This is a genomic window from Rhodococcus koreensis (assembly GCF_017068375.1).
Lineage (GTDB): Bacteria > Actinomycetota > Actinomycetes > Mycobacteriales > Mycobacteriaceae > Rhodococcus_F > Rhodococcus_F koreensis.
This window is the reverse complement of record NZ_CP070609.1, coordinates 1,900,752-1,924,463: the sequence shown is the minus strand read 5'-3', so window position 1 is coordinate 1,924,463 and position 23,712 is coordinate 1,900,752. Positions and strand designations below refer to the sequence as shown.

The 23,712-nt window shown below is 68.5% G+C and carries 24 protein-coding genes; 13 read left to right on the top strand and 11 right to left on the bottom strand.

Annotated features, from left to right (window positions below):
• Nucleotides 1-60: 60 nt before the first annotated feature.
• Both JWS14_RS08965 and JWS14_RS08960 read right to left on the bottom strand, forming a co-directional pair.
• On the bottom strand, nucleotides 61-1,131 hold the full coding sequence (locus JWS14_RS08965; protein ID WP_206012931.1) for an LLM class flavin-dependent oxidoreductase: 1,071 nt from the start codon (nucleotides 1,129-1,131) through the stop codon (nucleotides 61-63).
• A gap of 1 nt (nucleotide 1,132) precedes the next feature.
• On the bottom strand, nucleotides 1,133-2,431 hold the full coding sequence (locus tag JWS14_RS08960) for an O-acetylhomoserine aminocarboxypropyltransferase/cysteine synthase family protein (protein ID WP_206012930.1): 1,299 nt from the start codon (nucleotides 2,429-2,431) through the stop codon (nucleotides 1,133-1,135).
• Nucleotides 2,432-2,630: 199 nt separating this feature from the next.
• On the opposite strand from JWS14_RS08960, the gene JWS14_RS08955 reads away from it, so the two are divergent.
• From JWS14_RS08955 to JWS14_RS08920, 8 genes are all read left to right on the top strand, one after another.
• Complete coding sequence (locus tag JWS14_RS08955) at nucleotides 2,631-3,329, top strand: alpha/beta hydrolase (protein ID WP_206012929.1); 699 nt, start codon at nucleotides 2,631-2,633, stop codon at nucleotides 3,327-3,329.
• Between the two features lie 43 nt (nucleotides 3,330-3,372).
• On the top strand, nucleotides 3,373-4,737 hold the full coding sequence (locus JWS14_RS08950; RefSeq protein ID WP_072944101.1) for an aminotransferase class I/II-fold pyridoxal phosphate-dependent enzyme: 1,365 nt from the start codon (nucleotides 3,373-3,375) through the stop codon (nucleotides 4,735-4,737).
• 150 nt (nucleotides 4,738-4,887) lie between these two features.
• A complete protein-coding gene (locus JWS14_RS08945) occupies nucleotides 4,888-6,279 on the top strand; it encodes an LLM class flavin-dependent oxidoreductase (RefSeq protein ID WP_072944102.1) in 1,392 nt (463 codons plus the stop codon).
• A 36-nt stretch (nucleotides 6,280-6,315) separates the two neighbouring features.
• Entirely contained in the window at nucleotides 6,316-7,839 is a 1,524-nt protein-coding gene (locus JWS14_RS08940; protein ID WP_072944104.1) for an ABC transporter substrate-binding protein, read from the top strand.
• Nucleotides 7,836-8,861 carry an ABC transporter permease gene (locus JWS14_RS08935; protein ID WP_095865869.1) on the top strand — a complete coding sequence of 342 codons (1,026 nt, stop codon included), beginning with the start codon at nucleotides 7,836-7,838 and terminating at the stop codon, nucleotides 8,859-8,861. The genes JWS14_RS08940 and JWS14_RS08935 overlap by 4 nt, the downstream gene beginning before the upstream one ends.
• Before the next feature lie 6 nt (nucleotides 8,862-8,867).
• The gene (locus tag JWS14_RS08930; protein WP_206012928.1) at nucleotides 8,868-9,725 is read left to right on the top strand and encodes an ABC transporter permease; all 858 of its coding nucleotides are present in this window, start codon (nucleotides 8,868-8,870) and stop codon (nucleotides 9,723-9,725) included.
• On the top strand, nucleotides 9,715-10,581 hold the full coding sequence (locus JWS14_RS08925; protein ID WP_206012927.1) for an ABC transporter ATP-binding protein: 867 nt from the start codon (nucleotides 9,715-9,717) through the stop codon (nucleotides 10,579-10,581). Before JWS14_RS08930 ends, JWS14_RS08925 begins: the two co-directional genes overlap by 11 nt.
• Nucleotides 10,574-11,461, top strand: coding sequence for an ABC transporter ATP-binding protein (locus tag JWS14_RS08920; RefSeq protein ID WP_241031301.1), 888 nt, complete (start codon nucleotides 10,574-10,576; stop codon nucleotides 11,459-11,461). The genes JWS14_RS08925 and JWS14_RS08920 overlap by 8 nt, the downstream gene beginning before the upstream one ends.
• Here the strand turns inward: JWS14_RS08920 and JWS14_RS08915 are convergent.
• Genes JWS14_RS08915 through JWS14_RS08905 form a run of 3 tightly spaced genes read right to left on the bottom strand, consistent with a single transcriptional unit; the run spans nucleotide 11,394 to nucleotide 13,948 of the window.
• On the bottom strand, nucleotides 11,394-12,056 hold the full coding sequence (locus JWS14_RS08915) for a methionine ABC transporter permease (protein WP_206012926.1): 663 nt from the start codon (nucleotides 12,054-12,056) through the stop codon (nucleotides 11,394-11,396). The two genes, JWS14_RS08920 and JWS14_RS08915, sit on opposite strands and share 68 nt — an antisense overlap.
• Nucleotides 12,053-13,075, bottom strand: coding sequence for a methionine ABC transporter ATP-binding protein (locus tag JWS14_RS08910; RefSeq protein WP_072944113.1), 1,023 nt, complete (start codon nucleotides 13,073-13,075; stop codon nucleotides 12,053-12,055). The genes JWS14_RS08915 and JWS14_RS08910 overlap by 4 nt, the downstream gene beginning before the upstream one ends.
• Complete coding sequence (locus JWS14_RS08905; RefSeq protein ID WP_095865865.1) at nucleotides 13,076-13,948, bottom strand: MetQ/NlpA family ABC transporter substrate-binding protein; 873 nt, start codon at nucleotides 13,946-13,948, stop codon at nucleotides 13,076-13,078.
• Nucleotides 13,949-14,147: 199 nt separating this feature from the next.
• Between JWS14_RS08905 and JWS14_RS08900 the strand changes: the two genes are divergently transcribed.
• The 3 genes from JWS14_RS08900 to JWS14_RS08890 are packed head-to-tail and all read left to right on the top strand — an operon-like array spanning nucleotide 14,148 to nucleotide 15,874.
• Nucleotides 14,148-14,657 (top strand): NADPH-dependent FMN reductase, encoded by a 510-nt coding sequence (locus JWS14_RS08900; RefSeq protein ID WP_206012925.1) that lies wholly within the window; start codon nucleotides 14,148-14,150, stop codon nucleotides 14,655-14,657.
• On the top strand, nucleotides 14,654-15,154 hold the full coding sequence (locus tag JWS14_RS08895; protein ID WP_072944120.1) for a flavin reductase family protein: 501 nt from the start codon (nucleotides 14,654-14,656) through the stop codon (nucleotides 15,152-15,154). The genes JWS14_RS08900 and JWS14_RS08895 overlap by 4 nt, the downstream gene beginning before the upstream one ends.
• 9 nt (nucleotides 15,155-15,163) lie before the next feature.
• Nucleotides 15,164-15,874 carry a GNAT family N-acetyltransferase gene (locus JWS14_RS08890; RefSeq protein ID WP_095865863.1) on the top strand — a complete coding sequence of 237 codons (711 nt, stop codon included), beginning with the start codon at nucleotides 15,164-15,166 and terminating at the stop codon, nucleotides 15,872-15,874.
• Between the two features lie 43 nt (nucleotides 15,875-15,917).
• Here JWS14_RS08890 and JWS14_RS08885 read toward each other — a convergent pair whose 3' ends face one another.
• The 6 genes from JWS14_RS08885 to JWS14_RS08860 form a co-directional block, all read right to left on the bottom strand.
• On the bottom strand, nucleotides 15,918-17,177 hold the full coding sequence (locus tag JWS14_RS08885; RefSeq protein WP_206012924.1) for an NtaA/DmoA family FMN-dependent monooxygenase: 1,260 nt from the start codon (nucleotides 17,175-17,177) through the stop codon (nucleotides 15,918-15,920).
• Complete coding sequence (locus tag JWS14_RS08880) at nucleotides 17,177-18,103, bottom strand: MetQ/NlpA family ABC transporter substrate-binding protein (protein WP_206012923.1); 927 nt, start codon at nucleotides 18,101-18,103, stop codon at nucleotides 17,177-17,179. The genes JWS14_RS08885 and JWS14_RS08880 overlap by 1 nt, the downstream gene beginning before the upstream one ends.
• A 36-nt stretch (nucleotides 18,104-18,139) precedes the next feature.
• Entirely contained in the window at nucleotides 18,140-18,829 is a 690-nt protein-coding gene (locus JWS14_RS08875) for a methionine ABC transporter permease (RefSeq protein ID WP_206012922.1), read from the bottom strand.
• On the bottom strand, nucleotides 18,826-19,842 hold the full coding sequence (locus JWS14_RS08870) for a methionine ABC transporter ATP-binding protein (protein WP_206012921.1): 1,017 nt from the start codon (nucleotides 19,840-19,842) through the stop codon (nucleotides 18,826-18,828). Before JWS14_RS08870 ends, JWS14_RS08875 begins: the two co-directional genes overlap by 4 nt.
• A gap of 150 nt (nucleotides 19,843-19,992) precedes the next feature.
• Nucleotides 19,993-20,910 (bottom strand): LLM class flavin-dependent oxidoreductase, encoded by a 918-nt coding sequence (locus JWS14_RS08865; RefSeq protein WP_206012920.1) that lies wholly within the window; start codon nucleotides 20,908-20,910, stop codon nucleotides 19,993-19,995.
• 43 nt (nucleotides 20,911-20,953) lie between these two features.
• Nucleotides 20,954-21,346, bottom strand: coding sequence for a DUF3592 domain-containing protein (locus tag JWS14_RS08860; protein WP_206012919.1), 393 nt, complete (start codon nucleotides 21,344-21,346; stop codon nucleotides 20,954-20,956).
• A gap of 216 nt (nucleotides 21,347-21,562) precedes the next feature.
• Here JWS14_RS08860 and JWS14_RS08855 point away from each other — a divergent pair, with 216 nt between their 5' ends.
• Together JWS14_RS08855 and JWS14_RS08850 are read left to right on the top strand one after the other, a co-directional pair.
• A complete protein-coding gene (locus JWS14_RS08855; RefSeq protein ID WP_095865856.1) occupies nucleotides 21,563-22,450 on the top strand; it encodes an LLM class flavin-dependent oxidoreductase in 888 nt (295 codons plus the stop codon).
• Nucleotides 22,451-22,478: 28 nt separating this feature from the next.
• Nucleotides 22,479-23,708, top strand: coding sequence for an acyl-CoA dehydrogenase family protein (locus tag JWS14_RS08850; RefSeq protein WP_206012918.1), 1,230 nt, complete (start codon nucleotides 22,479-22,481; stop codon nucleotides 23,706-23,708).
• Nucleotides 23,709-23,712: the final 4 nt, after the last annotated feature.

Sequence of the window (23,712 nt, the reverse complement as noted above, 5' to 3'; positions counted from 1 at the left end):
TCGCGCTCTTCGATCCTTACTCGCGACGAGGGGTCCGGTCAAGGCCCCCGTGAGTACTTGTTAACCGCCGGTGGTTAACAAGTACTCACGGGTGGGGACGAGCGGGAACACCTGCTCGGCGATGCGCTCGAGTTCCTCGTGCGCGGGGGAGCACTGGATGAGCAGCAGGGTGAGGCCGGCGTCCTGGTAGGCCCGGATCTTCTCCGCGACCTGTTCCGGTGTGCCGACAAGGTCGGGGCGCAGTCCGCGGGTGCCGACGGAGTATTCGCGCTTGGACAGTTCGACGTCGAGTTCGGAGTTCTTCACGAACTCCTCGAACGACGCGTACCCGGGCGAGTGCGGGTCGACGGTGGTGATGCGTTCGAGCTCGGCGCGGGCCTCGGCTTCGGTGTCGCGCACGATGATGTAGGTGGACATGCCGAATTCGGCCATGTCCCGCTGGTGGATTCGCTGCGACCGCGCGTTCATGTCGGCGATCTTGGTGCGCACCTCGTCGACGGTGCCGCCGTGCAGCACGTACGAGTCGGCGAACGTCGCGATCGATTCGCGGCCGCTCTCGCTCTCGCCGCCCGCGAAGACCGGGGGATGGATTGCGGGTTTCGGCGACAGGATCGAGTCGCGCACGCTGAAGTGCTCGCCCTGGTAGGTGAACGGGGTGTGCTCCCAGAGTCCGCGGAGTACGTCGACGAATTCGGTGGCCTGCCGGTACCGGTCGTCGTGCCGGGTGAACGCGCCGCCGTACTGCCGGGCTTCTTCCTCCCACCAGGCGGCGACGACGTTGAGCGCGAACCGTGCCGCACCGGCGTCGGTGGTGCCGGCGATGTCGGTGATGGTGGCCGATTCCTTCGCGGTGACCGCGGGCAGGTGGAATCCGGGTCGCACCGCCGTCATCACCCGGAGCTGTTCGGTGACCGCGAGGATCGCCGACGACAGCGACCAGGCCTCGAGGCTGGGTGCGTCGACGCCCTTGCGGTCGTTGAGGTAGAGCTCGGGGACGAGGGTGGTGTGGTATCCGAGCCGGTCCGCCAGCTGCGACAGCTTTTTGACGTAGTCCCAGGTGGCGGGCATGCCTTCGTCGCCCAGGTTGCGCAGAAACCCGCCGTAGATGGGCGTCCAGTAGCCGAAATGCATGTCATTCCTCCGTGATGGCGTCGAGCGACGCACGCAGATCGTCGACGAGGTCTTCCAGGTTCTCCAGTCCGATGGACAATCGGACGGTGCGGTAGCCGAATCCGGCGTCGCGGAGTTGCGTGTCGTCGAGGTGGCTGTGCGTGGTGGTGGCGGGGTGCACCACCAGCGAGCGGGCGTCGCCGATGTTGGCGACGATGGCGAACAGTTGCAGCGAGTCGACGAACTTCGCCACCTTCGCGTCGTCGACGGCGAGGTCGAACGAGAAGACCGAGCCGGCGCCGCGCGGCAGGTACCGCTGGGCCGCGTCGTGCCACCGGTTCTCCGGCAGTCCGGGGTAATTGACCTTCGCCACCGCGGGATGACCGTCGAGGAACTGTGCGATCGCCAGCGCCGAACCGACTTGCCGCTCCAGCCGCAGGTCCAGCGTCTCCAGCCCTTGAAGCAGCTGGAACGAATTGAACGGGGACAGTGCGGGACCGAGGTCGTGGACGACCTTCGTCTTCGCGTACACGAGGTACGCGCTCCGGTCGCGACCGAACTCGTCCCACAGCACGAGGTCGCCGATCCGCGGATACGGCTCGGTGAACTGGGTCCAGCGCCGCGGCTCCGCGCCGAAGTCGAATGTACCGAGGTCGACGATCACCCCGCCCAGCGACGTTCCGTGCCCGCCGATGAACTTGGTGGCCGAGTACACGGCGATGTCGGCGCCGAAGTCCTTGGGGCGGAGCAGGTACGGGGTGGCGATCGTGTTGTCGACGATCAGCGGTACCCCGGCCTGGTGCGCGATGTCGGCGACGGCCCGGACGTCGAGGACGGAGGCGACGGGGTTGCCGATCGTCTCGGCGAAGAAGGCCCGGGTCTCGGGGCGCGCGGCCGCACGCCAGGCGTCGAGGTCGTCCTGGTCGACGAGCGTGACGTCGATCCCGAAGTCCGCGAACGTGTCCGTGAGCAGGTCGACCGTGCCGCCGTACAGTTGCCGCGCCGCGACGATGTGCTGCCCCGACTTGGCGAGGGTGAGCAGTGCGACTGCGACGGCGGACTGCCCGGACCCGGTGGCCAGCGCGGCGACACCGCCGTCGAGGTCGGCGAGCCGCTGCTCGAGCACGGCCTGGGTGGGGTTCCCGGTGCGGCTGTACAGGTTTCCCTTGCGGCGCAGGGAAAAGATGTCCCGTGCCTGGTCGAAGCTGCCGAAGTCGTAGGCAACCGATTGGTAGATCGGGGGGATCGCGGTGTTCTGCGGCGTGCCGGGCTGATAGCCGGTGCGGACCTGCCGGGTCGCGAACCCTGTGGTCTCGGGCATCGGTGTGCCTGTCCCTTCGTCGATACTCTTGATTGGCCGGGGGTCGATCACAAAACGAATATGTTCGGAACAAAACACGAAGTGTGACGAGAAGACACGCGTTTTGTTCTGCTCGAGCATTACTCTTGTTTCGCCGCGCGCGAGTGAGTCAGGGTGACGCAGTCAATCCTGCGAACAACCACCCCGAGTGAGGTAATCAGTGGACATCGACTGGCTGGAACCCGAAGCGACCGCGCGTGGCTCGGTGATCGTCATCGCCGGCCGAGGTGAGCATGCTCACGTGTACCGCAGGTTCGCCCGCCGGATCGCGTTCGATGGCTACCGCGTCGCGGTGGTGGAGAACGACCCCGCGGCGGCCGCTCGGGTGATCGCCGACGCCGAGTCCGGTCTCCCGCTCACCGTCGTCGGGTCGGACAGTGGCGCCCTCACCGCGCTCGACCTCGCCGCCACCCATCCGGCCGTGTCCGGGGTCGTGGCCGCGGGTCTCCTCGTCGCGGGCACCGACGCCTTCACCGGAGGGTGGGACGGCGAACTCGAGATCCGCTCCGCGTGTCCGGTGCACCGGGGCGTCCTGGCCGCGGACGATGCTCTCGACCGGGGCACGCTCGGCGCGGAAGCGCCGGTCGCCACCGCGGATTCGCTGACCCACGTGCAGGTTCCCGTCCTCGTCGTCCACGGAGGCGCCGACGTCCTCAGCCCGGCGGCGGAGGTCGTCGCCGTCGCGTCCGCGTTGCCGGGCGCCCGCGTGGTCGTCGTGAACGACGGGCGGCACGACATTCTCAACGACGTGTCCCACCGGTCCGTCGCCGCCGAGATCGTGCAGTTCCTCGAGCGTCTGCGACTGCCCGGCACGCCCGACGTCCTCCTCCGCGAACCGGCGGGCGCACTCGCGCAATGACCCGGGGCGGGGCCGGTAGTGGTTGTCGATCGAAGGGGTGTGGATGTCAGCGGTGCTGGAGTCGGAGACGATTGCTCCGGAGTGGTTGCTCGAACGAATCGACGGCCGCACCGCGGAACTCGCCGATGCCGTCGCCGACCTCATCAGGTCGGGTGAGCTGAGCCCCGGCGACCGCCTGCCGACCGTCCGCGCACTCGCGAAGGCGACCGATCTCAGTGTCGGTGCGATCGTCAGCGCGTGGGGCCGGTTGCAGGAGCAAGGTTTCGTGCAGACCCGCCGCCGCGGCGGCACCGTGGTTCTACCGCCGCTCGACAGTGTGCCCGAGCGCGGCATCCCTGACTGGCGTGGCGTCGACCTGGCGCAGAATGCACCGGATCTGGCGCTGCAGCCGTCCCTGTCCGACGCTTTGTTGTCCAGCCTGGACGCCGAGACGTTGAATGTGTTCGGGCGGGAACTGATGACCGAGCGTCTGCGCAATGCCGTCGCTCCGGGGTGGCCGTTCGAACCGGAGGCGTGGGCGACCGCGGGCGGCGGCACCGAGGCGCTGCTGCTGGCGGTGGAGGCGGCGGCGCCGCCCGGGTCCCGGGTGGCGGTCGACGAGCCTCTCGGCCCGGGCGTGCTCGACACCCTCCGCGATCTGGGTCTGGATGCGGTCGGCGTCGGCGCCGACCGCGACGGTCCCCGGCCGGACGCGCTCGACGAGGCCCTGACGGCCGGTGCGGTCGCGTTCGTGTTCCAGCCCGGGGCGCCGTTCGCCGTCGACCACGCGGTCAGCGCGCGGCGCACCCGCGAACTCGCCGACGTGCTGCGACGGCATCCGGCGGTGTGGGTGGTCGAGGACGACTCGATCGGACCGCTCGAACCGGAGCAACCGCCGACGCTGGGCTGTGAACTGCCGCAGCGTGTCGTCCGGATCCGCAGTTACTGCAAGGCGTACGGGATCGACGTGCGGACCTCCGTCCTCGGCGGCTCCCGCGAGCTGATCGAGAAGGCCATGAAGGTGCGCAGTCACGGCGTCGGCTCGAACAGCCGGATCCTGCAGAACACCCTCGCCCACCTGATCGGCAGCGCCGACGCCGAACACGCGGTCACGGCGGCGCACGAACGCTACGCCGCGCGGCGCACGACGCTGCTCGGGGCCCTGATCGACCGCGGTATCGAGGCTTTCGCGGGCCCGCACAGTCTGGTCGTGTGGGTGACGGTGTCGGACGAGACCGCGGCGCTGGTCGCGTTGGCGCGGCAGGGCATCTCCGTGGGGGCGGGATCGCGGTCGTTCGTGCGGTCACCCGCACGGCAACTCCTGCGCCTGTCGGCCACTCAATTGCCCGACGACGCCGAGCTGATCGGGCAGCTCGCCGACGTCGTCGCGGCGGCTGTCGCGGAGTCGTCGCGCGAGTTCTTCGACTGATCGGACTTTGTTCGGCAGCACTGCGGGACATACGAAATATGTTTTGAAACATCGAGAATTTAATACTCTGCACGCGTCTGTTTGCTCCATACACTTCAACGCGGCGTGCCGAGGCAGGTGCCTGACGGCGAACGACGAAGGAGCGAGAACATGACGAGACGGCAACTGAAATTGGGAGCTGTCCTCACCCCCACAGGTGGTCCCGGGCACCCGTACACCTGGCTGGACCCGGAGATCCCCGGCGACGCCAGCGTCGACATCGACTGGTACATCGAGTACGCGCGTCTCGCCGAGCAGGCGCGGTTCGACCTCGTGTTCATCGTCGACAGCCAGTTCATCACCCCCGACTCGCCCCCGCACTACCTGAACCGGCTCGAGCCGCTGACGCTGCTGTCGGCGCTCGCCGTGGCCACCGAGCACATCGGGCTCGTCGGCACCCTGACCACGTCGTTCAACCAGCCGTTCAACCTCGCGCGACGGTTCGCGTCCCTCGACCTGATCAGCCGCGGCCGCGCAGGCTGGAACGTGGTCACCAGCGGCGACTCGGGCACCGCCGGAAACTACAGCCTCGAGGAGCATTACGACTACGCCACCCGCTACGGCCGGGCACTCGAACACGTCGAGGTGGTCAAGGCGCTGTGGGATTCGTACGAGGACGACGCGTTTCCGCGCGACCGGGACGCCCGCCGCTTCCTCGACGCGGACAAGCTGCACACCCTCGACCACCGGGGTGAGCACTTCTCGGTGGTGGGCCCGCTCAACATCGAACGCTCACGGCAGGGCCAGCCGGTGATCTTCCAGGCCGGCGACTCCGACCAGGGCCGCGACCTCGGCGCGCGCATCGCCGACGGGATCTTCACGCATGCCCCGAGTTTCGAAGCGGGAGCGGCGTTCTACGCTGACATCAAGAACCGGGCCGCGGCGTACGGGCGCGCCCCCGAGGACATCGTGATCCTGCCGGGCGTCACCGTCACCGTGGGCGACACCGACGCCGACGCCCGCGAGATCGAACGCACGACCCAGCTGGCGGACAACGACTTCGGTAGGTCCCTGCGGGAACTCGGCCGGCCGTTCGGCTGGCACGACTTCCAGCAGTACGACCTCGACGCGCCGTTCCCCACCGAGGCCTTGCAGCACGCCGAGCGGAGCTTCTACACGCAGGCGAAGAAGATCACCGACCTCGCCGTCGGCCGCGGGCTGACGCTGCGGCAGACCGTCGAGGCGCTCAACGCGCCGAAGACGTCGCCGTTCACCGGCAGCGCCGAGACCGTCGCGAACGAACTGCAGCGCTGGCTGGACGGTCACGCCCTCGACGGCATCAACATCCACATCGGTCACCCGGCGCAGTTCCGCCGCTTCGTCGACGAGGTGCTGCCGATCCTGCGCGAGCGCGGGGTGGTCCGGGAGGATTACGAGCAGGACACCCTGCGCGGCAACCTCGGCCTGCCCTTCGCGGAGAACCGCTACACCCGTGCGCGGCGTGAGGGAATCGACCCCGCCCCGCTGCCCGGCACCACCGCGTCGCTGTCCGCGAGCGTCTGAATCACCACCCCCCCTTTGCATGGTCAGGAGCACCCAGTGAGCAAGAAGAGCCGGCGGATCGCCGGCGCCGTAATATTCGGAGTGATCGTCGGTCTCGTGGCCACCGCGTGCGGCGGTGGCAGCAGTTCGGACGGCGCCGAGGTCAAGTGGGCGTTCAACCTCCCCACCTCGTGGGATCCGGTGACGAGCCGGACCGGAAACGACATCAACACCATCAGCCTCGCGTATGCGTCGCTGACCCGGCTCGACGCCGAGGGCAACGTCGAACCGTCGCTCGCCGAGAGCTGGAAGTACAACGCCGACGGCACCGCGGTGACGTTCAGCCTGCGTGACGGTTTGACGTTCTCCGACGGGACCACCCTCGATTCGCAGGCAGTGAAGGCGTTCTTCGACCGGGGCAAGACCCAGGACGATTCGTTCCTGCGCGATCAGCTCGCCGGCGTCACCGAGGTCACGGCAGACACCGCCACCGACGTCACGCTGCACCTGGCCGACGCCGACTACCAGATCCCGTACCTGGTCGCCGGGCGCACCGGTGCGATCGCCAGCCCGACGGCGGCCGCCGACCCGCAGAAGCTCAGCGTGTGGCCGGTCGGGGCCGGTCCGTTCACGATCACCGATTTCGTCGCCGAGGATCACGCGTACTTCGAGAAGAACCCGAACTACTGGGACGCCGAGAACATTCACATCGACCACTTCGAACTCAGCGTCGCCCCGGACCCGGCCACTCTCGTCGCCGGTGTCCAGTCCGGCTCCATCGACTTCGCGACGCTGCCTGCGTTGCAGTCCAAGGAAGCCGAGGCCGCCGGTCTCGACGTGACCGTGAAGCCGTCGCTCGCAGCGAACGACGTGTCCATCAACCTCAACAAGGCCCCGTTCGACAACCCGAAGATCGTCGAGGCGTTCCGCTACGCATTCGACCGCCAGGCATTCGTCGACGTCATCACGAACGGGCTGGGGAGCACCACCAGCCAGCCGTTCCCCGACGGCTACCTCGCGTTCAACCCGGAGATCGAGAAGCTCTGGAACTACGACCCCGACAAGGCATCTCGTCTCCTCGCCGAGGCGGGCTACGCGCCCGGGCAGTTGTCGATCGAGATCACGGCGCAGTCGGCGGCCACCAACCGTGCGGAACTCGTGCAGTCGCAGCTGAAGAAGATCGGCGTCGAGTCCACGATCAAGGTGGTCCCGCCGGGATCGTCGACGTGGCAGAGCGAGGTCTACATCGCGAAGAACCCGCAGCTGGCCACGGACGGCACCATCGGACGTGAATCCCCGGTGCAGAACCTGCTCGCCGTCTACGGTCCGGAAGGCATCATGAACCTCAGCGGCCCGCACGCGTCGCCGGAGTTCTCCGCCGCACTCGACACCGTGCGCCGCACCCCGCTCGAGGACCCGGAGTACAAGCCGCGGTTGTGGCAGGCCGTCAAGGTCGGTGTCGAGCAGTCGCCGACGAACTACCTCTTCAGCAACCCGTGGATCATCGTGTCCAACCCGGACCTGAAGAACCTGAACATCCTGCCGTCCCAGGTTCGCTGGGAAGGCGTCACGGTCTCGTGACCACCGCAGACATCGAGGCCGCAGGCACCGGGAGGACATTCGCTCTCCCGGTGCCTGCGGGCGCGTTCGGCACGGCGGCGCGGATTGTGCTCGGCACCGTGCTGATCGTGGTCCCGGTCTTCCTGTTCTCCACCCTGATCACGTTTCTGCTCGGTGCGGCCAGCGGGCTGAATCCGGCCGCCGGCATCGCCGGTGACGCCGCGACCCCGGAGACGATCGCCCGGATCAACGCCGAGTTCGGGCTGGACAAGCCGGTCTGGCAGCAGTACGTCGACTGGATGTCGAGCATGCTGAGCGGCGACCTCGGTGTCTCGTGGTTCAGCAAGATCCCGGTCAGCGAGTTGATCGGTGAGCGGCTCGCCGTCAGCGCCTCCATCGCGGGTGTCGCGCTGGTCATCGGACTCGTCCTCGGTGTCGGGCTCGGGGTGCTCGCCGCCGTCTACAAGGGCAGCCTGCTCGACCGGGCGATCACCGCCTACACGTCGGTGGCGTCGACGCTGCCGCCGTTCGTCATCTCCATCGGACTGATCCTCGTCTTCAGCGTCGGGCTGCACTGGCTGCCGTCGGCCGGGTACGTCCCGCCGGACGAGAACTTCGGCCGCTGGCTGTCGTTGATCATCATGCCCGCGATCGCGCTGAGCATGGACGTCGTCGCCGATATCGCGCGGCAACTCCGCACCGGCCTGGTCGCGGAACTGGATCAGAACTACGTCACCGGCGCGGTGGTGCGGGGCATCGGTCCGTCACGGATCCTGTTCGTGCACGCCCTGCGTAACGGCAGCGGTCCCGCCCTGTCGATCCTGGGCATGAAGATCCCCACGCTCATCGGCGGCGCCGTCGTGATGGAGACCATGTTCTCCATGCCCGGCTTCGGTCGCCTCGCCGCCGACTCCGCGCTGCGCGGGGACGTTCCGATCGTCCAGGGAACGCTCGTGGTGGCGATCGTGTTCGTGCTGTTCTGCAACATCGTCGTCAACATCGCCCAGAGCGTCCTGCAGCCGGCCACCAAGCGGAGAGACTGACATCCCATGCTCACAGCAATTCTGCGCTATCACTCCGCTCGCGCCGCGCTGATCGTCCTCGGGCTGATCGTGGTCCTCGCGCTCTTCGGGCCCGTTCTCGCGCCGTTCGACCCGCTCGAGCAGGACACGTCGGCAATCCTGCAGGGCCCGAGCGGAACTCACTGGCTCGGAACGGACAACGTCGGACGGGACGTGTTCAGCCGGCTGCTTGCGGGTTCGACCGTGTCGGTGCTGTCGGCTCTGCAATGCGTCGTGGTCGGATTTCTCCTCGGCGTGATCCCGGGCTTCCTGTCGGTGTATCTGGGGCGCAGCGTGGAATGGTTCACGCTCCGGCTGATGGATGCGCTGATCACGCTGCCGTTCCTCGTGTTCGCCGTCGCGATGACCGCGCTGCTCGGAAACGGGCTGGCGCAGGCGATGTTCGCGGTCGGCATCCTCATCGCGCCCGCGTTCTACCGGGTCACTCGCGCCGCGGCGCTGACCGTTGCCAACTCCCAGTACGTCGAGGCCGCCGAACTGATGGGCGCCGACACGTCCTGGATCATCCGCCGCCACGCGGTGCGCAAGGTGCTGCCCGCGGTCGGGGTGACATTCGCCGCCATGACCGGGGCCAGCCTCGTCATCGTGTCTTCGCTGACCTTCCTCGGGATCGGCGTCGTCCCGCCCGACCCCACCTGGGGCGGACTCCTCGCCAGCGGACTGCAGTACCTCTACCAGGTTCCGTTCGGTCCCGTCGTCCCCGCGCTGCTGATCGTGGCGACCGTGTGGGCGCTCAATGCCATCGCCGACGCACTGCGCGATGCAACCGGCCGCCCCGCACGACGCGCCCCCAGGAAACAGGAGGTCACCTCGGATGTCCACTGACACACTCGATGCCACTTCGGCACCGGACACCACACGCCCCCGCAGGCCGGTGCTCACCGTCAGCGATCTGCGTATCGCTCTCGACGAAGGAACCGAACTGGTCCGCGGCGTCGACTTCTCCCTCGCGCCCGGCGAAGCACTCGGGATCGTCGGCGAATCGGGAAGCGGCAAATCGCTGACCTGCCGCGCCATCCTCGGAATCCTGCCCGGCGGAATCGACGTCACCGCAGGCTCGATCGACTTCGACGGCATCGAACTCACCGACCTCGGGCGCAAGCAGTGGCGACCCCTGCGCGGCACCCGCATCGCCGCCGTGTTCCAGGACCCGGCGTCCTACCTGAACCCGTCCATCCGCGTCGGTGAACAGCTCGCCGAGGCGCTCCGTTCCACGCTCGGACTGTCCCGCGCCGACGCCAAGCGGCGCGGCCTCGAACTGTTCCGGAAGATGGGGCTGACCGACGCGGACACCGTGTACCGCCAGTACCCGCACGAACTGTCCGGGGGCATGCTCCAGCGGGTTCTCATCGCGATCGCGGTGTCCGCGGAACCGGAACTCCTCATCGCGGACGAGGCGACCACCGCCCTGGACGTCACCGTCCAGGCCGAGGTCCTCGACCTGCTCGAGGACCTGCGCGAAGAACTGGGCCTCGCGCTCGTCCTCGTCTCGCACGACCTCGCCGTGGTCGCTCAGGTCTGCGACAGCGTGATCGTGATGCGGGACGGCGCCGTCGTCGAGTCCGGGCGGGCGGACGACCTGCTCACCGCGCCCCGGCACGAATACACCCGCCAACTCGTCGACAACCATCGGGAATACGGGCTCGAGTCGTTCATCGGGAAGGAGGCGGCTCGTGTCTGAACCGTTGCTGCGCATGACCGACGTCCGGGTGGAGCGTGGGCTCCGTGGCGCCCGCAAGCAGATCCTGCACGGCGTCGACCTCACCATCGATGCCGGCGAGAAGGTGGGACTCATCGGTGAAAGCGGCTCCGGGAAAACGACACTGGCCCGGACGATTCTCGGTCTGATCACCCCGACGGCCGGGTCGGTCGAGATCCGCGGGCAGCGCGTCGACGACCTGCCCGCGGCGCAACGCCGGGCGCACCGCCGCACGGGGACCGTCCAGTACGTGTTCCAGGATCCGCTGCTGAGCCTCGACCCGGACATCCCCGTGGGCGAGTCGATCGCCGAGGGTCTGATCGTGCGGGGCGGGCTCCGTGACGCCGTGTGGTCGAAGGTCGCGGCGGTGCTGAGCAGTGTCGGACTCGACGCCGGCATCGCGGCGCGGATTCCGGCCGAACTGTCGGGTGGGCAGCGTCAGCGGATCGCGATCGCGAGGGCCCTCGTCCTGGATCCGGCGCTGCTGCTGCTCGACGAACCGGTGAGCGCCCTCGACTCGGTCAACCGCATCCAGATCCTGAAACTGCTCACCGAACTCGGGCATTCGAGGCAGCTCGCTCAGCTGTTCATCTCGCACGACCTGGGGGCCGTCGCCGCGCTGGTCGACCGGATCGTCGTGCTGTACCGCGGCAACATCGTCGAGGACGGACCCACCCATCAGGTGATCTCCGATCCCCAGCACCCCTACACCGCGCTCCTCGTCGGATCGGCGCCCACCTTGAGTGGTGGCGCCGTGACCCGCGAGCGTCGCCGGGAGTTGAGGCTCACGGGCGCTAGCGGCGCAATGCCTTTCGCGCCAGCCAGTTGCCGAAGAACTGGGAGGCCTGCACGAGCAGGATGATGACGAGGGTGGCGACGAGGGTCACCTGCCAGTTGAAGCGCTGGTAGCCGTAGACGATGGCGAAGTCGCCGAGCCCGCCGCCGCCGATGGTGCCGGCCATCGCGGAGATGTCGACGATGCCGATGAGGACGAACGTGTATCCGAGGATCAACGGGCCCAGGGCTTCCGGGATCAGCAGGGTGACGATGATCCGCAGGGGACCGGCACCCATCGCGCGGGCAGCCTCGATCACACCGGGGTCGACGGTCACCAGATTCTGTTCCACGATGCGCGCGATGGCGAACGACGACGCGATGATCATCACGAAGATCGCGGCCTCGGTGCCGATGGTCCGGCCCACCACTGCGAGGGTGACGGGCCCCAGTGCGGCGAGCAGGATGATGAACGGAATCGGCCGCACGATGTTCACGAGGATGTTCAGGACCGTGTAGGCGGCCGTGTTCTGGAGGATCCCGCCCTTCCGCGTGGCGTACAGCAGCGTCCCCACCGCGAGCCCGATCAGCCCGCCGACCACCAGTGTGATCACCACCATGTAGATGGTGGTGCCGATGGATTCGAACAGTACGGGGCGCAGTTTGTCCCAGTTCGTGGTCATGCCTGTACTTCCTCGACGTCGGTGACGGTCCGCAACCGGCGGATGACGTCGTCGACACCGTCGTCCGGACCGACGAGTTCGAGCGTCAGACTGCCGAACGAGCGGTCCTGCAGGGTGGTGATGCCGCCGTAGACGATCTCGAACCGGACACCGTGCCCACCCGCGTCGGAGAGAACGTCGCCGATCCGGCTGCCGTCCCGCACGTCGGCGGTGACGATCCGGCCACCGAAACGCGCGCGCAGCCGCTCCAGGTCGGCCGGTTCCGGGCGGTTGCGCAGGATCGTGCTCACGAAGCTCTTCGACGCCGGCGCCTGTGGTTCGGAGAAGACGTCGAACACGGTGCCGAGTTCCACGACGCGACCCTCCGCCAGCACGGCGACACGATCCGCGACGGCCCGGACGACGTCCATCTCGTGCGTGATCACCACGATCGTGACCCCGAGTTCCCGGTTCACCTTGCGGAGCAGGCGGAGTACGTCCTGCGTGGTCTCCGGGTCCAGGGCGCTGGTGGACTCGTCGGCGAGCAGCAGGTCCGGCGACGTCGCCAGCGCGCGGGCGATCCCGACCCGCTGCTTCTGCCCGCCGGACAGCTGGTCGGGGTAGGCCCGCGCCTTGTCGGACAGGCCGACGAACGCGAGCAGTTCGGCGACGCGTTCGCGGCGCTTCTGCCGTGGCCAGCCCGCCACGACGAGGGGGTATCCGACATTCCCGGCGACGGTGCGGGAGCGGAACAGGTTGAACTGCTGGAAGATCATGCCGATCTTCGCGCGCACGTGCCGGAGTTTCGATTCCGGCAGCGCGGTGATGTCGACGTCGTCGACGACGACGCGCCCACCGGTGGGGCGTTCCAGGCCGTTGATCAGCCGGACCAGCGTGCTCTTCCCGGCCCCCGAGTAGCCGATGACCCCGAAGATCTCACCTCGTTCGATGGTGAGATCGACGGCGTCGACGGCGGTGAGTGTCTTCTTTCCGGCTTGGAAGGTTTTGGTGACGGATTCGAATCGGACGATCGGTGTCATCTACTTGGCCGAACGAATTCCCTCTTCGACCCGCGACAGGATCTGCTGCAGCTGCGCGCCGTCGCGTTCCACCTCGACCGACGTTCCCTTCGACTCCTCGCGCACGGCGGCCTGGATCTCGGGGTTGTGCCAGATCTTCACGAGTTCGAGGTACGTCGCGTTGTCCTTGTCCTCGGCGCGGGTGACGAACGTATTGATGTACGGCTCGGCGGCGGGGCTCGACGGGTCGTCCTTGTAGAGGGCCGATTCGGGATCGATGCCCGAACGCTCGAGGAAGGTGTTGTTGACGATCGCACCGTCCACGGACGCGAGCGACAGCGCCGTCTGCGCGGCGTCGACCGGCGTCACCTTCACCTTGGACTTACCCGCGTCGATGTCGGCGGGCGTGGGGGACGGGTTGTCGCCGGTCAGGGTGAGCAGGCCGGCGCCCTTCAACACGAACAGCGCACGAGCCTGGTTGCTGGGGTCGTTGGGGATGGCGATCTCCCCGCCCTGCGGAATGTCGGCGACACTCTGGTGCTTCTGCGAGTACAGGCCGAGAGGCACGATCTGGGTGGCGCCGATCGGGGTGAGGTCGTCGTCGGCGCCGGTGTTGTACTCGCCGAGGAACTGCAGGTGCTGGAAGAGGTTGGCGTCGATCTGCCCCTGCGACAGGGCGATGTTCGGCTGCGAGTAGTCGGAGAAGTTCACGACGTCGAGCGTGATACCCGCGTCCTTCGCCTTCTCCTCGAAGATCTCCCACGAAAGGTCGCTGGCCTCGGTGGTTCCGATCCGAACCGTGTCGCCGTCGGCGCCGCCGGATCCACCGGAGCACGCTGTCAGTACCGCCAGGAGAGGAACGGCGGCAAGGGCGAGAGAACGGCTGAACTTCACGAAAAATCCCCACGATCGATCTGCTGACCACGGAGTGTGGCCGCTGACAACGTAGCCCGTCCGCGCGCGGTGCGGAATGGTTTCGATCGCCGTGATTCGAAGGAACGTGCCTCGACTTCCGTTCCTGCCCTGCAGTATTCGACCGGAACCACTGAGTGCTCTAGGGTGGCGGGGTAGGCATGCGAGAGGTGATGAGGCAATGAAGGTAACGGTAGTGGCCGGCAATCCCAAGCCCGGTTCACGGACGCTGGACGCGGCCGGTCTGGTCGCGGCCGCGGTGACAGGCGCCGCCGTGGATTCCACGGTCGACGTGATCGAGCTCGGTCCGGGACTGCTCGGGTGGGGCGACGAGAAGGTCGCGGCGGCCGTGGAGACCGTGGCCTCGTCGGATCTCGTGGTGTTCGCCAGCCCGACGTTCAAGGCGTCGTACACGGGTGTGCTGAAACTGTTCCTCGACCAGTTCGCGACCGGCGACGGCCTGAAGGGCGTCGTGGTGGTGCCGCTGATGCTCGGGGCCGGCCCGGCACACGCCATGGCGCCGGACCTGCTGCTCAAGCCGGTGCTCGTGGAATTGGGCGCGACAGCCCCCGCGCCGGGCCTCTACCTCATCGACACCGCCTACACCACCGACACGCGCATCGCCGACTACGCCGAGCGGTGGGGTTCGATCCTCACCGCGGCGGCCCGGACCCGGACGGAACTCTCATGACGCAGGCAGACGGCACACTGGACAAGACTTCGCTCCGAGAGGCGTTCGGACATTTCCCGAGCGGTGTCGTCGCCGTCTGCGCCGAAGTCGACGGTGAACGGGTCGGGATGGCAGCGAGCACGTTCGTGCCGGTGTCCCTGGAGCCGCCGCTCGTCGCGTTCTGCGTGCAGAACACGTCCACGACGTGGCCGAAGCTCGCGGACCTCGAGCACGTCGGGATCAGTGTGCTCGGTGAGGCGCACGACGCCGCCGCGCGTGTGCTGGCCGCGAAGACCGGTGACCGGTTCGCGGGCCTCGACACCGAAACCACCGACGGCGGCGCGTTGTTCATCGACGGAGCGTCGGTGTGGCTGGACACCACCGTCACCCAGCAGGTGCCCGCGGGCGATCACGCGATCGTGGTCCTGCGGATCAACGAGCTGCGGGTGCAGTCGGAGATCGAGCCGATCGTGTTCCACCGCAGCCGGTTCCGCTGGCTCCGCACCGTCGCGTCGTAACCGAGTGCGATGACCACGGAACTGACGGCCCCGGCCGAGACGGACGTCCATCCTCTGGACGACGCGATTCGCGAATCCCTGCGCGGCGAGCACGCGCATTTCGCCCGGTGGTCGGGCCGGGTGGCGCGGTATCACCCGGACGTCGCGCCGCACGTCGGCCACCCGGACACCCTGGTGGACGAGGACTGGGCGGACCTGGCCGCACTGCTCGGCCCGTCGGCGACGGCCGCGCTCCGCGGATTCGGGCACACGCCGCCGCCGGGCTGGGAGGTTCTGGACTCCTTCGGCCTGGTCCAGATGGACGGCACCGCGCTGGACGTCGTACCGGACCCGGACGCCGAGGTCCTCGGCGCGGACAATGTTCCGGAGATCCTCGATCTGATCGGCCGCACCCGGCCCGGACCGTACCTTCCGCGGACCATCGAGATGGGGACCTACCTCGGGTTTCGGGTCGACGGCGAACTCGTCGCCATGGCGGGAGAGCGGCTGCATCCGCCCGGCTGGACCGAGATCAGCGCGGTCTGCACCGACGAGCGTTTCCGGGGCCGCGGATTCGGTGCCCGGCTCGTCCGCGCCGTCGGAGCCGGTATCCACGCACGCGGGGAGACGCCGTTCCTGCACGCCGCGCAGTCGAACACGACGGCGATCCGGCTGTACGAGAGCCTGGGTTTCACCCTCCGCCGGCAGTCCGCCCTCACCGTGGTCCGGACACCCGCGTAGGCGGCTCCGCCGCCCGTGCGTGGTTAACGAGTCCCTGCACTCGTCAACCACGCACGGGGAGCGGAGCGCCCTCGAAACGTTCGCGGAGTGTCGATTCGGCGTACTCGTGCTGGAAGATCCCCTTCTCGCGGAGTACCGGTACGACGTGGTCGACGAAATCGGTGAGGCCGGAGGGGAATCCGTCCGGCATCAGGTTGAATCCGTCCGCCGCGCCCGCCACGAACCACTCCTCGATGGTGTCGGCGATCTGTTCGGGGGAGCCGACGACGAGCCGGTGGCCGAAGCCGCCTGCCTTGCGCAGAAGTTCGGACACCGAGTACCGGCTCTCCAGTGCCAGTCGCACGACGGCTTCACGGAACCCGAGGGAACCGGAGAACGACGGGTCGACCGGCGCCAGCAGCAGGTCCTCCGGGATCGGCCGGTCCGGGTCGAGTGAGCTGAGGTCGACGCCGAGCATCCCGCCGAGCCGCTCGGCGGCCTTGGACTCCCAATCCTCGTACCGGGCGATCGCCTCGGCCTCGGTGCTGCCTACCACCGTGACGAGGCCGGGCAGGATCTTCACGGACCCGGGGTCGCGACCGGCCGCGCGCGCGACGTCCTTCACCTGCCGGTAGTGCTGCCGACCGGCGTCGAGTGTGAGCTCCGCCGAGAACACCGCGTCGGCGCTGCGTCCGGCCAGCGTGCGGCCCTGCGGGGAACCACCGGCCTGCACTAGCAGCGGGCGGCCCTGCGGCGACGGCGGCACGGGCAGCACACCGTGCACGTGGAAGAACTCCCCGTCGTGGTGCACCGGCACCCGGGTGGCCGCCGATTCCCACAGCGCCGTGACGACGTCCACGAACTCGGAGGCGCGGCGGTACCGCGCCTCGCGGTCGGGGATCCGGGAGAGACCGAAGTTGTGGGCCGTCCCGGCGTGGAACGTGGTCACCACATTCCACGCCACCCGCCCGCCGGACACGACGTCGAGGGACAGGAACCGGTCCGCCAGGTCGAACGGGTCGTTGAACGTCGTCGACGCCGTGCCGATCAGCCCGAGGTGCTCCGTCGCGCTCGCCACCACCCCGAGAACGGTGGTGGGTTCGAGCGCCCGGGTCGGTTTGACGGCGGGATCCTCGCGGAGCGCGGGACCGTCCGCGAGGAACAGCGCGTCCAGGGTGCCGCGCTCCGCGATCTTCGCGACCTCGGCGTAGTAGTCGGGGTCGATGAACGACGTCGGGTGCAGATCGGGGGCCCGCCACGCGGACGGGTGGAAACCCACGTCCAGCACGTTGACGTTGAGGATGACCTCTCGTTGCGCGGGCATCAGCCGGCGGGCTTCGCGGCGGCGCCGTCGACGTTCGTCTGGCTCCGGTCGGTGGCCCGCGCCGACTCGATGCTCTGCGCCACCCGGGAGAAGAACGGGTCGCTGTCGATCAGCTGACCGATCCGCGGATCGTGGTACGTGTCGAGCAGCGGCGCAAAGTCGGGGTTGTCCTTGTTCTTCTCGTTGATGACGACCTCGATCCAATACAGCTCGTAGGCGGGGGCGTTGAAGACGATCTTGTCGTCCGGGACGTCGGCGAGATCGAAGTTGGAACGCCAGCCCAGCGCCAGGTCGACGTCGGGGAGCGTGCGCGGCAACTGCGCCAGCGCGGCCTCGGTGAATTCGAACGACTTCGGGTTGTCCTTGACGTCGCGGATCGTCACGCGGGACGGGTCGACTCCGTCCTTCAGCGTCAACTGGCCGAGGTCCTGCAGGGTCTGCAGGGCCTGCGCCTGGTTCGACGGGTCGTCGGGGATGGCGACCTTGGCGCCCTTGGGGAGATCCTCGAGCTTGTCGAACTTCTCGGAATAGCCCGAGAACTTCAGGACGTACCAGTCGCCGGCCGCATATAGTCCGAAGTTGCCGTCCTCATTCTGCACCCGCATCCACTCCTGATGCTGGCTGTGGTTGGCGTCGATGTCGCCCTGGGAGACCGCGAGGTTCTTGAGCTTCGAATCCTCGATCTGCACCGGTTCGACGGTGATGCCGTGGTCGGGTGCGAGTTTCGCGACCTCCTTGGCGAGCTTCTCGTCGAGGATCGATCCGGCGGTGTACCCGATCTTGAACGTGGTCTGCGGACCGTCGCCCTCGGTGCGGTCGTTGCCACCTCCCGCGCCGCACGCGGTCAGGAGGAGTAGCAGTGTGGCCGTCAGTCCGCCTGCCGCGACAGCGCGGGCGCGCGTCACCGAGCGGGGTCGAGTCGTCATGGGTGTAGTCCTCTGATCTGGGTGGGAGTGAAAGGCTCAGCGTCGGTTGGTGAGGCGGGCTGCCAGGTCGCCGACGAGTTGGATGACCTGGACCAGCACCACGAGCGCGATGACCGTCGTGATCATCACGGTGTTGTCGAATCGGTTGTAGCCGTAGGCGATGGCGAGGTTGCCGATGCCGCCGGCTCCCACGGCGCCTGCGATCGCCGACATGTCGAGGATGCCGATCAACGCGATCGTCAGGGCACCGATGATGCTCGGGACCGCTTCGTGGAGTTGCACTTTGCGGATGATCTGGAAGTTCGAGCCGGCCGACGCGCGTCCCACTTCCACCACTTCGGGCGGAACGTCGCGCAGCGAGTTCTCGATCAGGCGCGCGACGTACGGGGTTGCGGCCAGCGTCATCGGTACGGCCGCCGCCTGCACCCCGAGCGACGTGCCGACGACGAAGCGGGTGAACGGGATGATGGCGGCCATCAGCACCAGGAATGGCAGCGATCGTCCGAGATTGACCACCCAACCGGCGACCGCGTTGACCGCCGGGTTGGGAAACAGCCCGCGGGGAGCGGTGTTGTGCAGGATGACCGCCAGCGGAGTGCCCAGCAGGATCGCCAGGATCACCGTGATCCCGACCATCTGCACGGTCTGTTGCAGGGCGGGCAGGAACAATTCGGGAAGTTCCTCGACGGGGGTCGAGATGGCCAGGACGACGCTGTCGGCGCTCATGCGGCCGCCTCCTCGGTGGCCGGGGCGGACGCGCTGTCGTCGACCCGTGTCCCGTGCAGGCCCCACGAGGACAGAAGCTCCCCGACCGACGGATGGTCACCGGCGACCGAGATGGTGACCCGGCCCGCCGGGCGTCCGCCGACCGACTCCACGGTCCCGGAGAGCACCCCGATCGACCGGCCGGTCGCCGTGCCGAGACGCTCGATCCAGTTGGTGGGGACGGTGTCGGAGCCGTAGGTGACGTGCCACAGCACGTCCCGGTCCTCCGCGGTGATGTGGGAACGGTCGGGGAGCAGCCCGACGCCGAGTTCGGAACGGGGGTCGCGCAGGAGGTCGATCACCGGTCCCGATTCCACGACCCGTCCCGCGTCGAGGACGGTGACCACGTCGGCGACCTGGCGGACGACGTCCATCTCGTGGGTGATCAGCACGATCGTCAGCCCGAGGTCGTCGCGCAGTTCGCGTAGCAACGCGAGGATGGATCGGGTGGTGGCGGGGTCCAGTCCGGACGTCGCCTCGTCGGACACCAGGACCTTGGGCGCCAGTGCCAGCGAGCGGGCGATCCCCACGCGTTGCCGCTGCCCGCCCGACAGTTGCCGGGGGTAGAGGTCGGCCTTGTCGGACAGTCCCACCCGCTCGAGCAGCTCCGCCACCCGTGCCCGTCGCTCGGTGCGGCCGATGCCGGCGAATTCCAGCGGCAGCGCCACGTTCTCGGCGGCGGTCCGGCGGGCGAGGAGGCTCGACGCCTGGAAGATCGTGCCGATCGCGCGGCGCTGCTCCCGCAATCGCCGCTCGGACAGCCCGGAGACGTCCGTCCCGTCGAGGAGGATGCGACCCTCGGACGGACGCTCGAGCAGGCTGATGATGCGCGACAGCGTGGTCTTGCCCGCCCCGCTCTGGCCGATCACCGCGGCGATCTGGCCGGTGCCGACGGTGAAGTCGATGTCGTGGAGCACCTCGACGGAACGGGCTCTCTTCCCGAATCGTTTCGTGACGGAACGGACTTCGATCATGCTGCACCACCTGTATCGGATGACGGCACCGCGGGTCGGCCGCCGGGAGGGAGTCCTGGCCTGTGGGTGGGCCAGTGGGCTCCCGAAACGATAGGCGTGGGTAAACGGAAAGTCATGTGTAAGAATCGACTTGATCAGAAGGTGCGCTCGCTACCCGGGATACACCGGACGGCGGTGGGCCGGGGCAGCCGCCGGATCGGGTAGCCGCAGCGTCGCCCGGAGCGACCGCTGCCGGTACCCGCGGGGCCGAGGCGGTCGCGCCCATGCGGAGAAGCCGGCGTCGAGGTCGGTGACGGTCGCGATGTGACCGTCCACGCCGGTGGCGTCGGGATCGTCGACGACGAACAGCAGGGCGCGCTCACGCACGGCCGTGCCGTGCCGGTCGACGTCGCCGCCGGACAGCACGACGATATCGGAAACCTCGGCGGCGGAGACGATGTCGTCGCCCTCCTCCGCCCACCATGCGACGGGAATCTTCTGCTGCGGCGGTGTCGGGACGTTGAGGGGGCCGGCGATGTCGAAGACCCCCTGGTGGTCGGCGTAGACGATGCGGTCGGAATCGGCGAACCGCACGTCGCCGGGGCGTCCACGGATCGTGTCGGCCGGCCAGCTCTCCCACAGTGTGCGGGAGGCGTGGATCGCGTCCGTCGTCACCGCGGGACTCGGCCCGGGCTCGATCCATACCCCCGCCGAGGCCAGGTTGCCCGGCGCCGACCGGTCCTCCACCCCGGTGAGCCAGCCGACGCGGCCGCGGCTGGTGTGGTCCAGCGAGGCCAGGCGGCGAGCCAGGTTGTACGGGTGGTCGAGGTGGGGGACGGCGGTGACGAACACACCGACGTCGGCGGTGGCGGCGATCAGCGCCGCGGCGGACACGCTGGGGGACAGGGCCGCGGTGGGGCGGGGAGCGGTCCGCGACACCCGTTCGACACCGACGAGGACGAAGTCCGCCCCGGTTCGGTCGACGAACGCGGCGAGTTCGTCGACCCGGCCGCGGCGGATGGCATCGACGAGCAGGTGCTCACCGAGCGCGAGTCCGTAGAAGGTCCTGCTGCGCTGGATCACACTCATCCGAGGTCTCCCGGTGTCGGTTCGAGGGTCTGCTGTCGTGATGTCAAGGGGCATCTCCTGAGAAGAGGGTGGATGTCGCGAGGGCGAGGGACGTCAGCCCCAGGGCGACCAGCAACATCGATACGGACGCACTGCGCCGGAGGACGCTGGACCGCGGATCCTGCGGGTCGTACCACAGCCAGAGGACCTGTCCGGCAACGAATTCGTTCCTGCCGGCACCGGACGCGGCGGCACCGGATCCCGGACCGGGATCGAATGTCTCTCGCCGGCCGGTGAACTCGTCGCCCCCGACCCGGTACGCGTAGGTGACCGCGGGTCGTACGTCGACGACCGAGCATTCGGACCCGGTCCACGACCGGGACCGCCACAGCGCGACGACGCCCGGAACCCCACGGAACAGGAGGAACGCACCCGCGATGATCCAGACGGTGACCACACGGGCGACGTTACGGCGGCGACGGTGGGGTCGTACAGCCTTCCCCGCAGCGTGAGCGGAACACCGCTATGCGACACCTGGACCGAGCGCAGGTGAGTACCGCTGTGGAGCAGAATGTTTCGATTGCTCACGACTCACAATCAGACTGAGCGCAATGCTCGTCCCGGGCGCGACGCTCTGGGAAGGTAAAAGGCAATCGCGGAGAGGGGAACCGTCATGAGCCGACATTCCGTCGTCGGGCTGCACCTCGATGCCGCCGTCGTCACGCACGTGCTCGACCCGAGGCAGCAGGCGCGGCGAGAAGACTTCGGGCGCAGCATCGACGAGTCGGGAATCGACTTCCTCATTCTCGGTGGTGACCACAAGAACGAGGTGGAGCCGAGGATCGATGCGACGGTGGCCGCCACCGTCCTGGCCCGGCACACGAGCACGGTGGGACTGGTGGTGGCCGGCGCCGTCGTCCGCGATCACCCGTTCAATCTCGCGCGCCGGCTCGGTTCCCTCGACCACGGATCCCACGGCAGGGCCGGCTGGCTGATCGGGTCGGGCCCGGTGAACGCGGCCGTCGATGCCGTGTCGGTCGTCCGGAAGTTGTGGGAGAGCTGGCCCGGCGACAGCATCGTCGACGACGCCGAGCGCGGCATCTTCGCGGACTCCGAACGGATCGTCCACATCGATCACTCGGGGATCTTCTCCGTCTCCGGCCCACTCAATGTTCCCGAACCGCCGCAACGCAAGCCGCCCGTCTTCTGGCACCCCGCGACCGAGGCCGAACAGGTCGCGGCGCGGCGCACCGCCGACGCGGTGATCCTTCCGGACGAGGACTCGGTGCGCCGGTACCGGGCGCACTTCGACCCGGACGCCGCCCGGGACCAGGCGCTGCTCATCGACCTGCAGTGGACACCAGGCAGCATCCCACCTGCGACGGAAGCCGACGGCGTGATCGTCCGAGGGTTCACCGCGACCGATCTGCCCGCCCTGCTCGACGCGGTTCGGCGCGACCCGTCACTCCACGACCCGCGGCCCACCCTGCGTGACCGATTGGGTCTGCAGACGGCGGAGACCGTGCTGTCCGGCGGCCGCAGCGCGTTCCCGGTCAGCTGACCATTTCACCGAAGACAGGAGATTCACCATGACAGCGGTATCCGAGGCACCCGCGCCGGAGGCGGTGCGCCCGCCCGCACGCGGCTCCGCCGAACTGGCGGCCGTGATCGCCGAGATCGCCGACGACGCCGCGCGGCGGCGTGCCGGTGGCGGGACCGAAGGACCGCACCGCGCCGTCGAGTTGATCCGCGAGCACCGCCTCGGGGCCGTGCGCGTGCCCCGCGAACAGGGCGGCGGCGGGTACACCCTGCAGGATCTGTTCGACCTGGTGATCGACCTCGCCGAGGCCGATCCCGATGTTCCGCACATCATCCGCGTCCACTACGCCTTCGTCGAGGAACTGCTGCGGGTCCCGCGCACCGAACGCAAGGACGCATGGTTGCCGGAGGTCCTGTCGGGCAAGCTGTTCGGCGGCGCGTCCTCGGAACTGAGCACCCGCGCCGTCGGCTCCTACAGTTTCGAATCCACGCTGACTCCGCAGTCCGGCGGGTACCGCCTCGACGGGGTGAAGTTCTACAGCACCGGCTCGCTGTACTCCGATTTCATCCGGGTCTCCGCCAACGTCCCGGATGGAAAGGCACTCAGCGCCATCGTGCCCGCCGACCGCGCGGGGATCGTCCACGAGGACGACTGGGACGGAATCGGCCAGCGTCACACCGGCAGCGGGACGACCGTGTTCGAGAACGTCGCCGTCGCCGAGTCCGAGACCCTTCCGTTCCGGGGTGGCGACGAGGAGACCCGGCCGCGTCAGGCGCTTCCTCAGCTGTACCTGCACGCGATCGCGGCGGGCATCCTCCGCACCGTCACGACCGAGTCCGCCGCGCTGATCCGCGGCCGCAAGCGCAGTTTCGTGTTCGCCGCCGCCGAGGAACCACGGCACGACCCGCAGTTGCTCGAGGTCGTCGGAACGCTGTCGGCGGCGGCCTTCGCGGCGGAGTCGGTGGTCCGCGCGGCCGCCGCAGCCCAGGATGTGGCCGCGGACGCCGCCCGCACGTCCGGCGTCGACGCCCGGCTCGAGCAGGACGCCGCGGTCCTGGCCGCCAAGGTGAAGGTGTCCATCGAGGACGTCGCGCTCCGGGCCGCCACCCGGTTGTTCGAGGTGGGCGGTGCCTCGGCCACCCGGGAGTCCGCGCACCTGGACCGGCACTGGCGGAACCTGCGAACCCTGTTCTCCCACAACCCGACGGTGTACAAGGCGCGGGTGATCGGCGACCTCGTGGTCAACGAGACACCGCTCCCCGACACCGGATTCTTCTGATTCG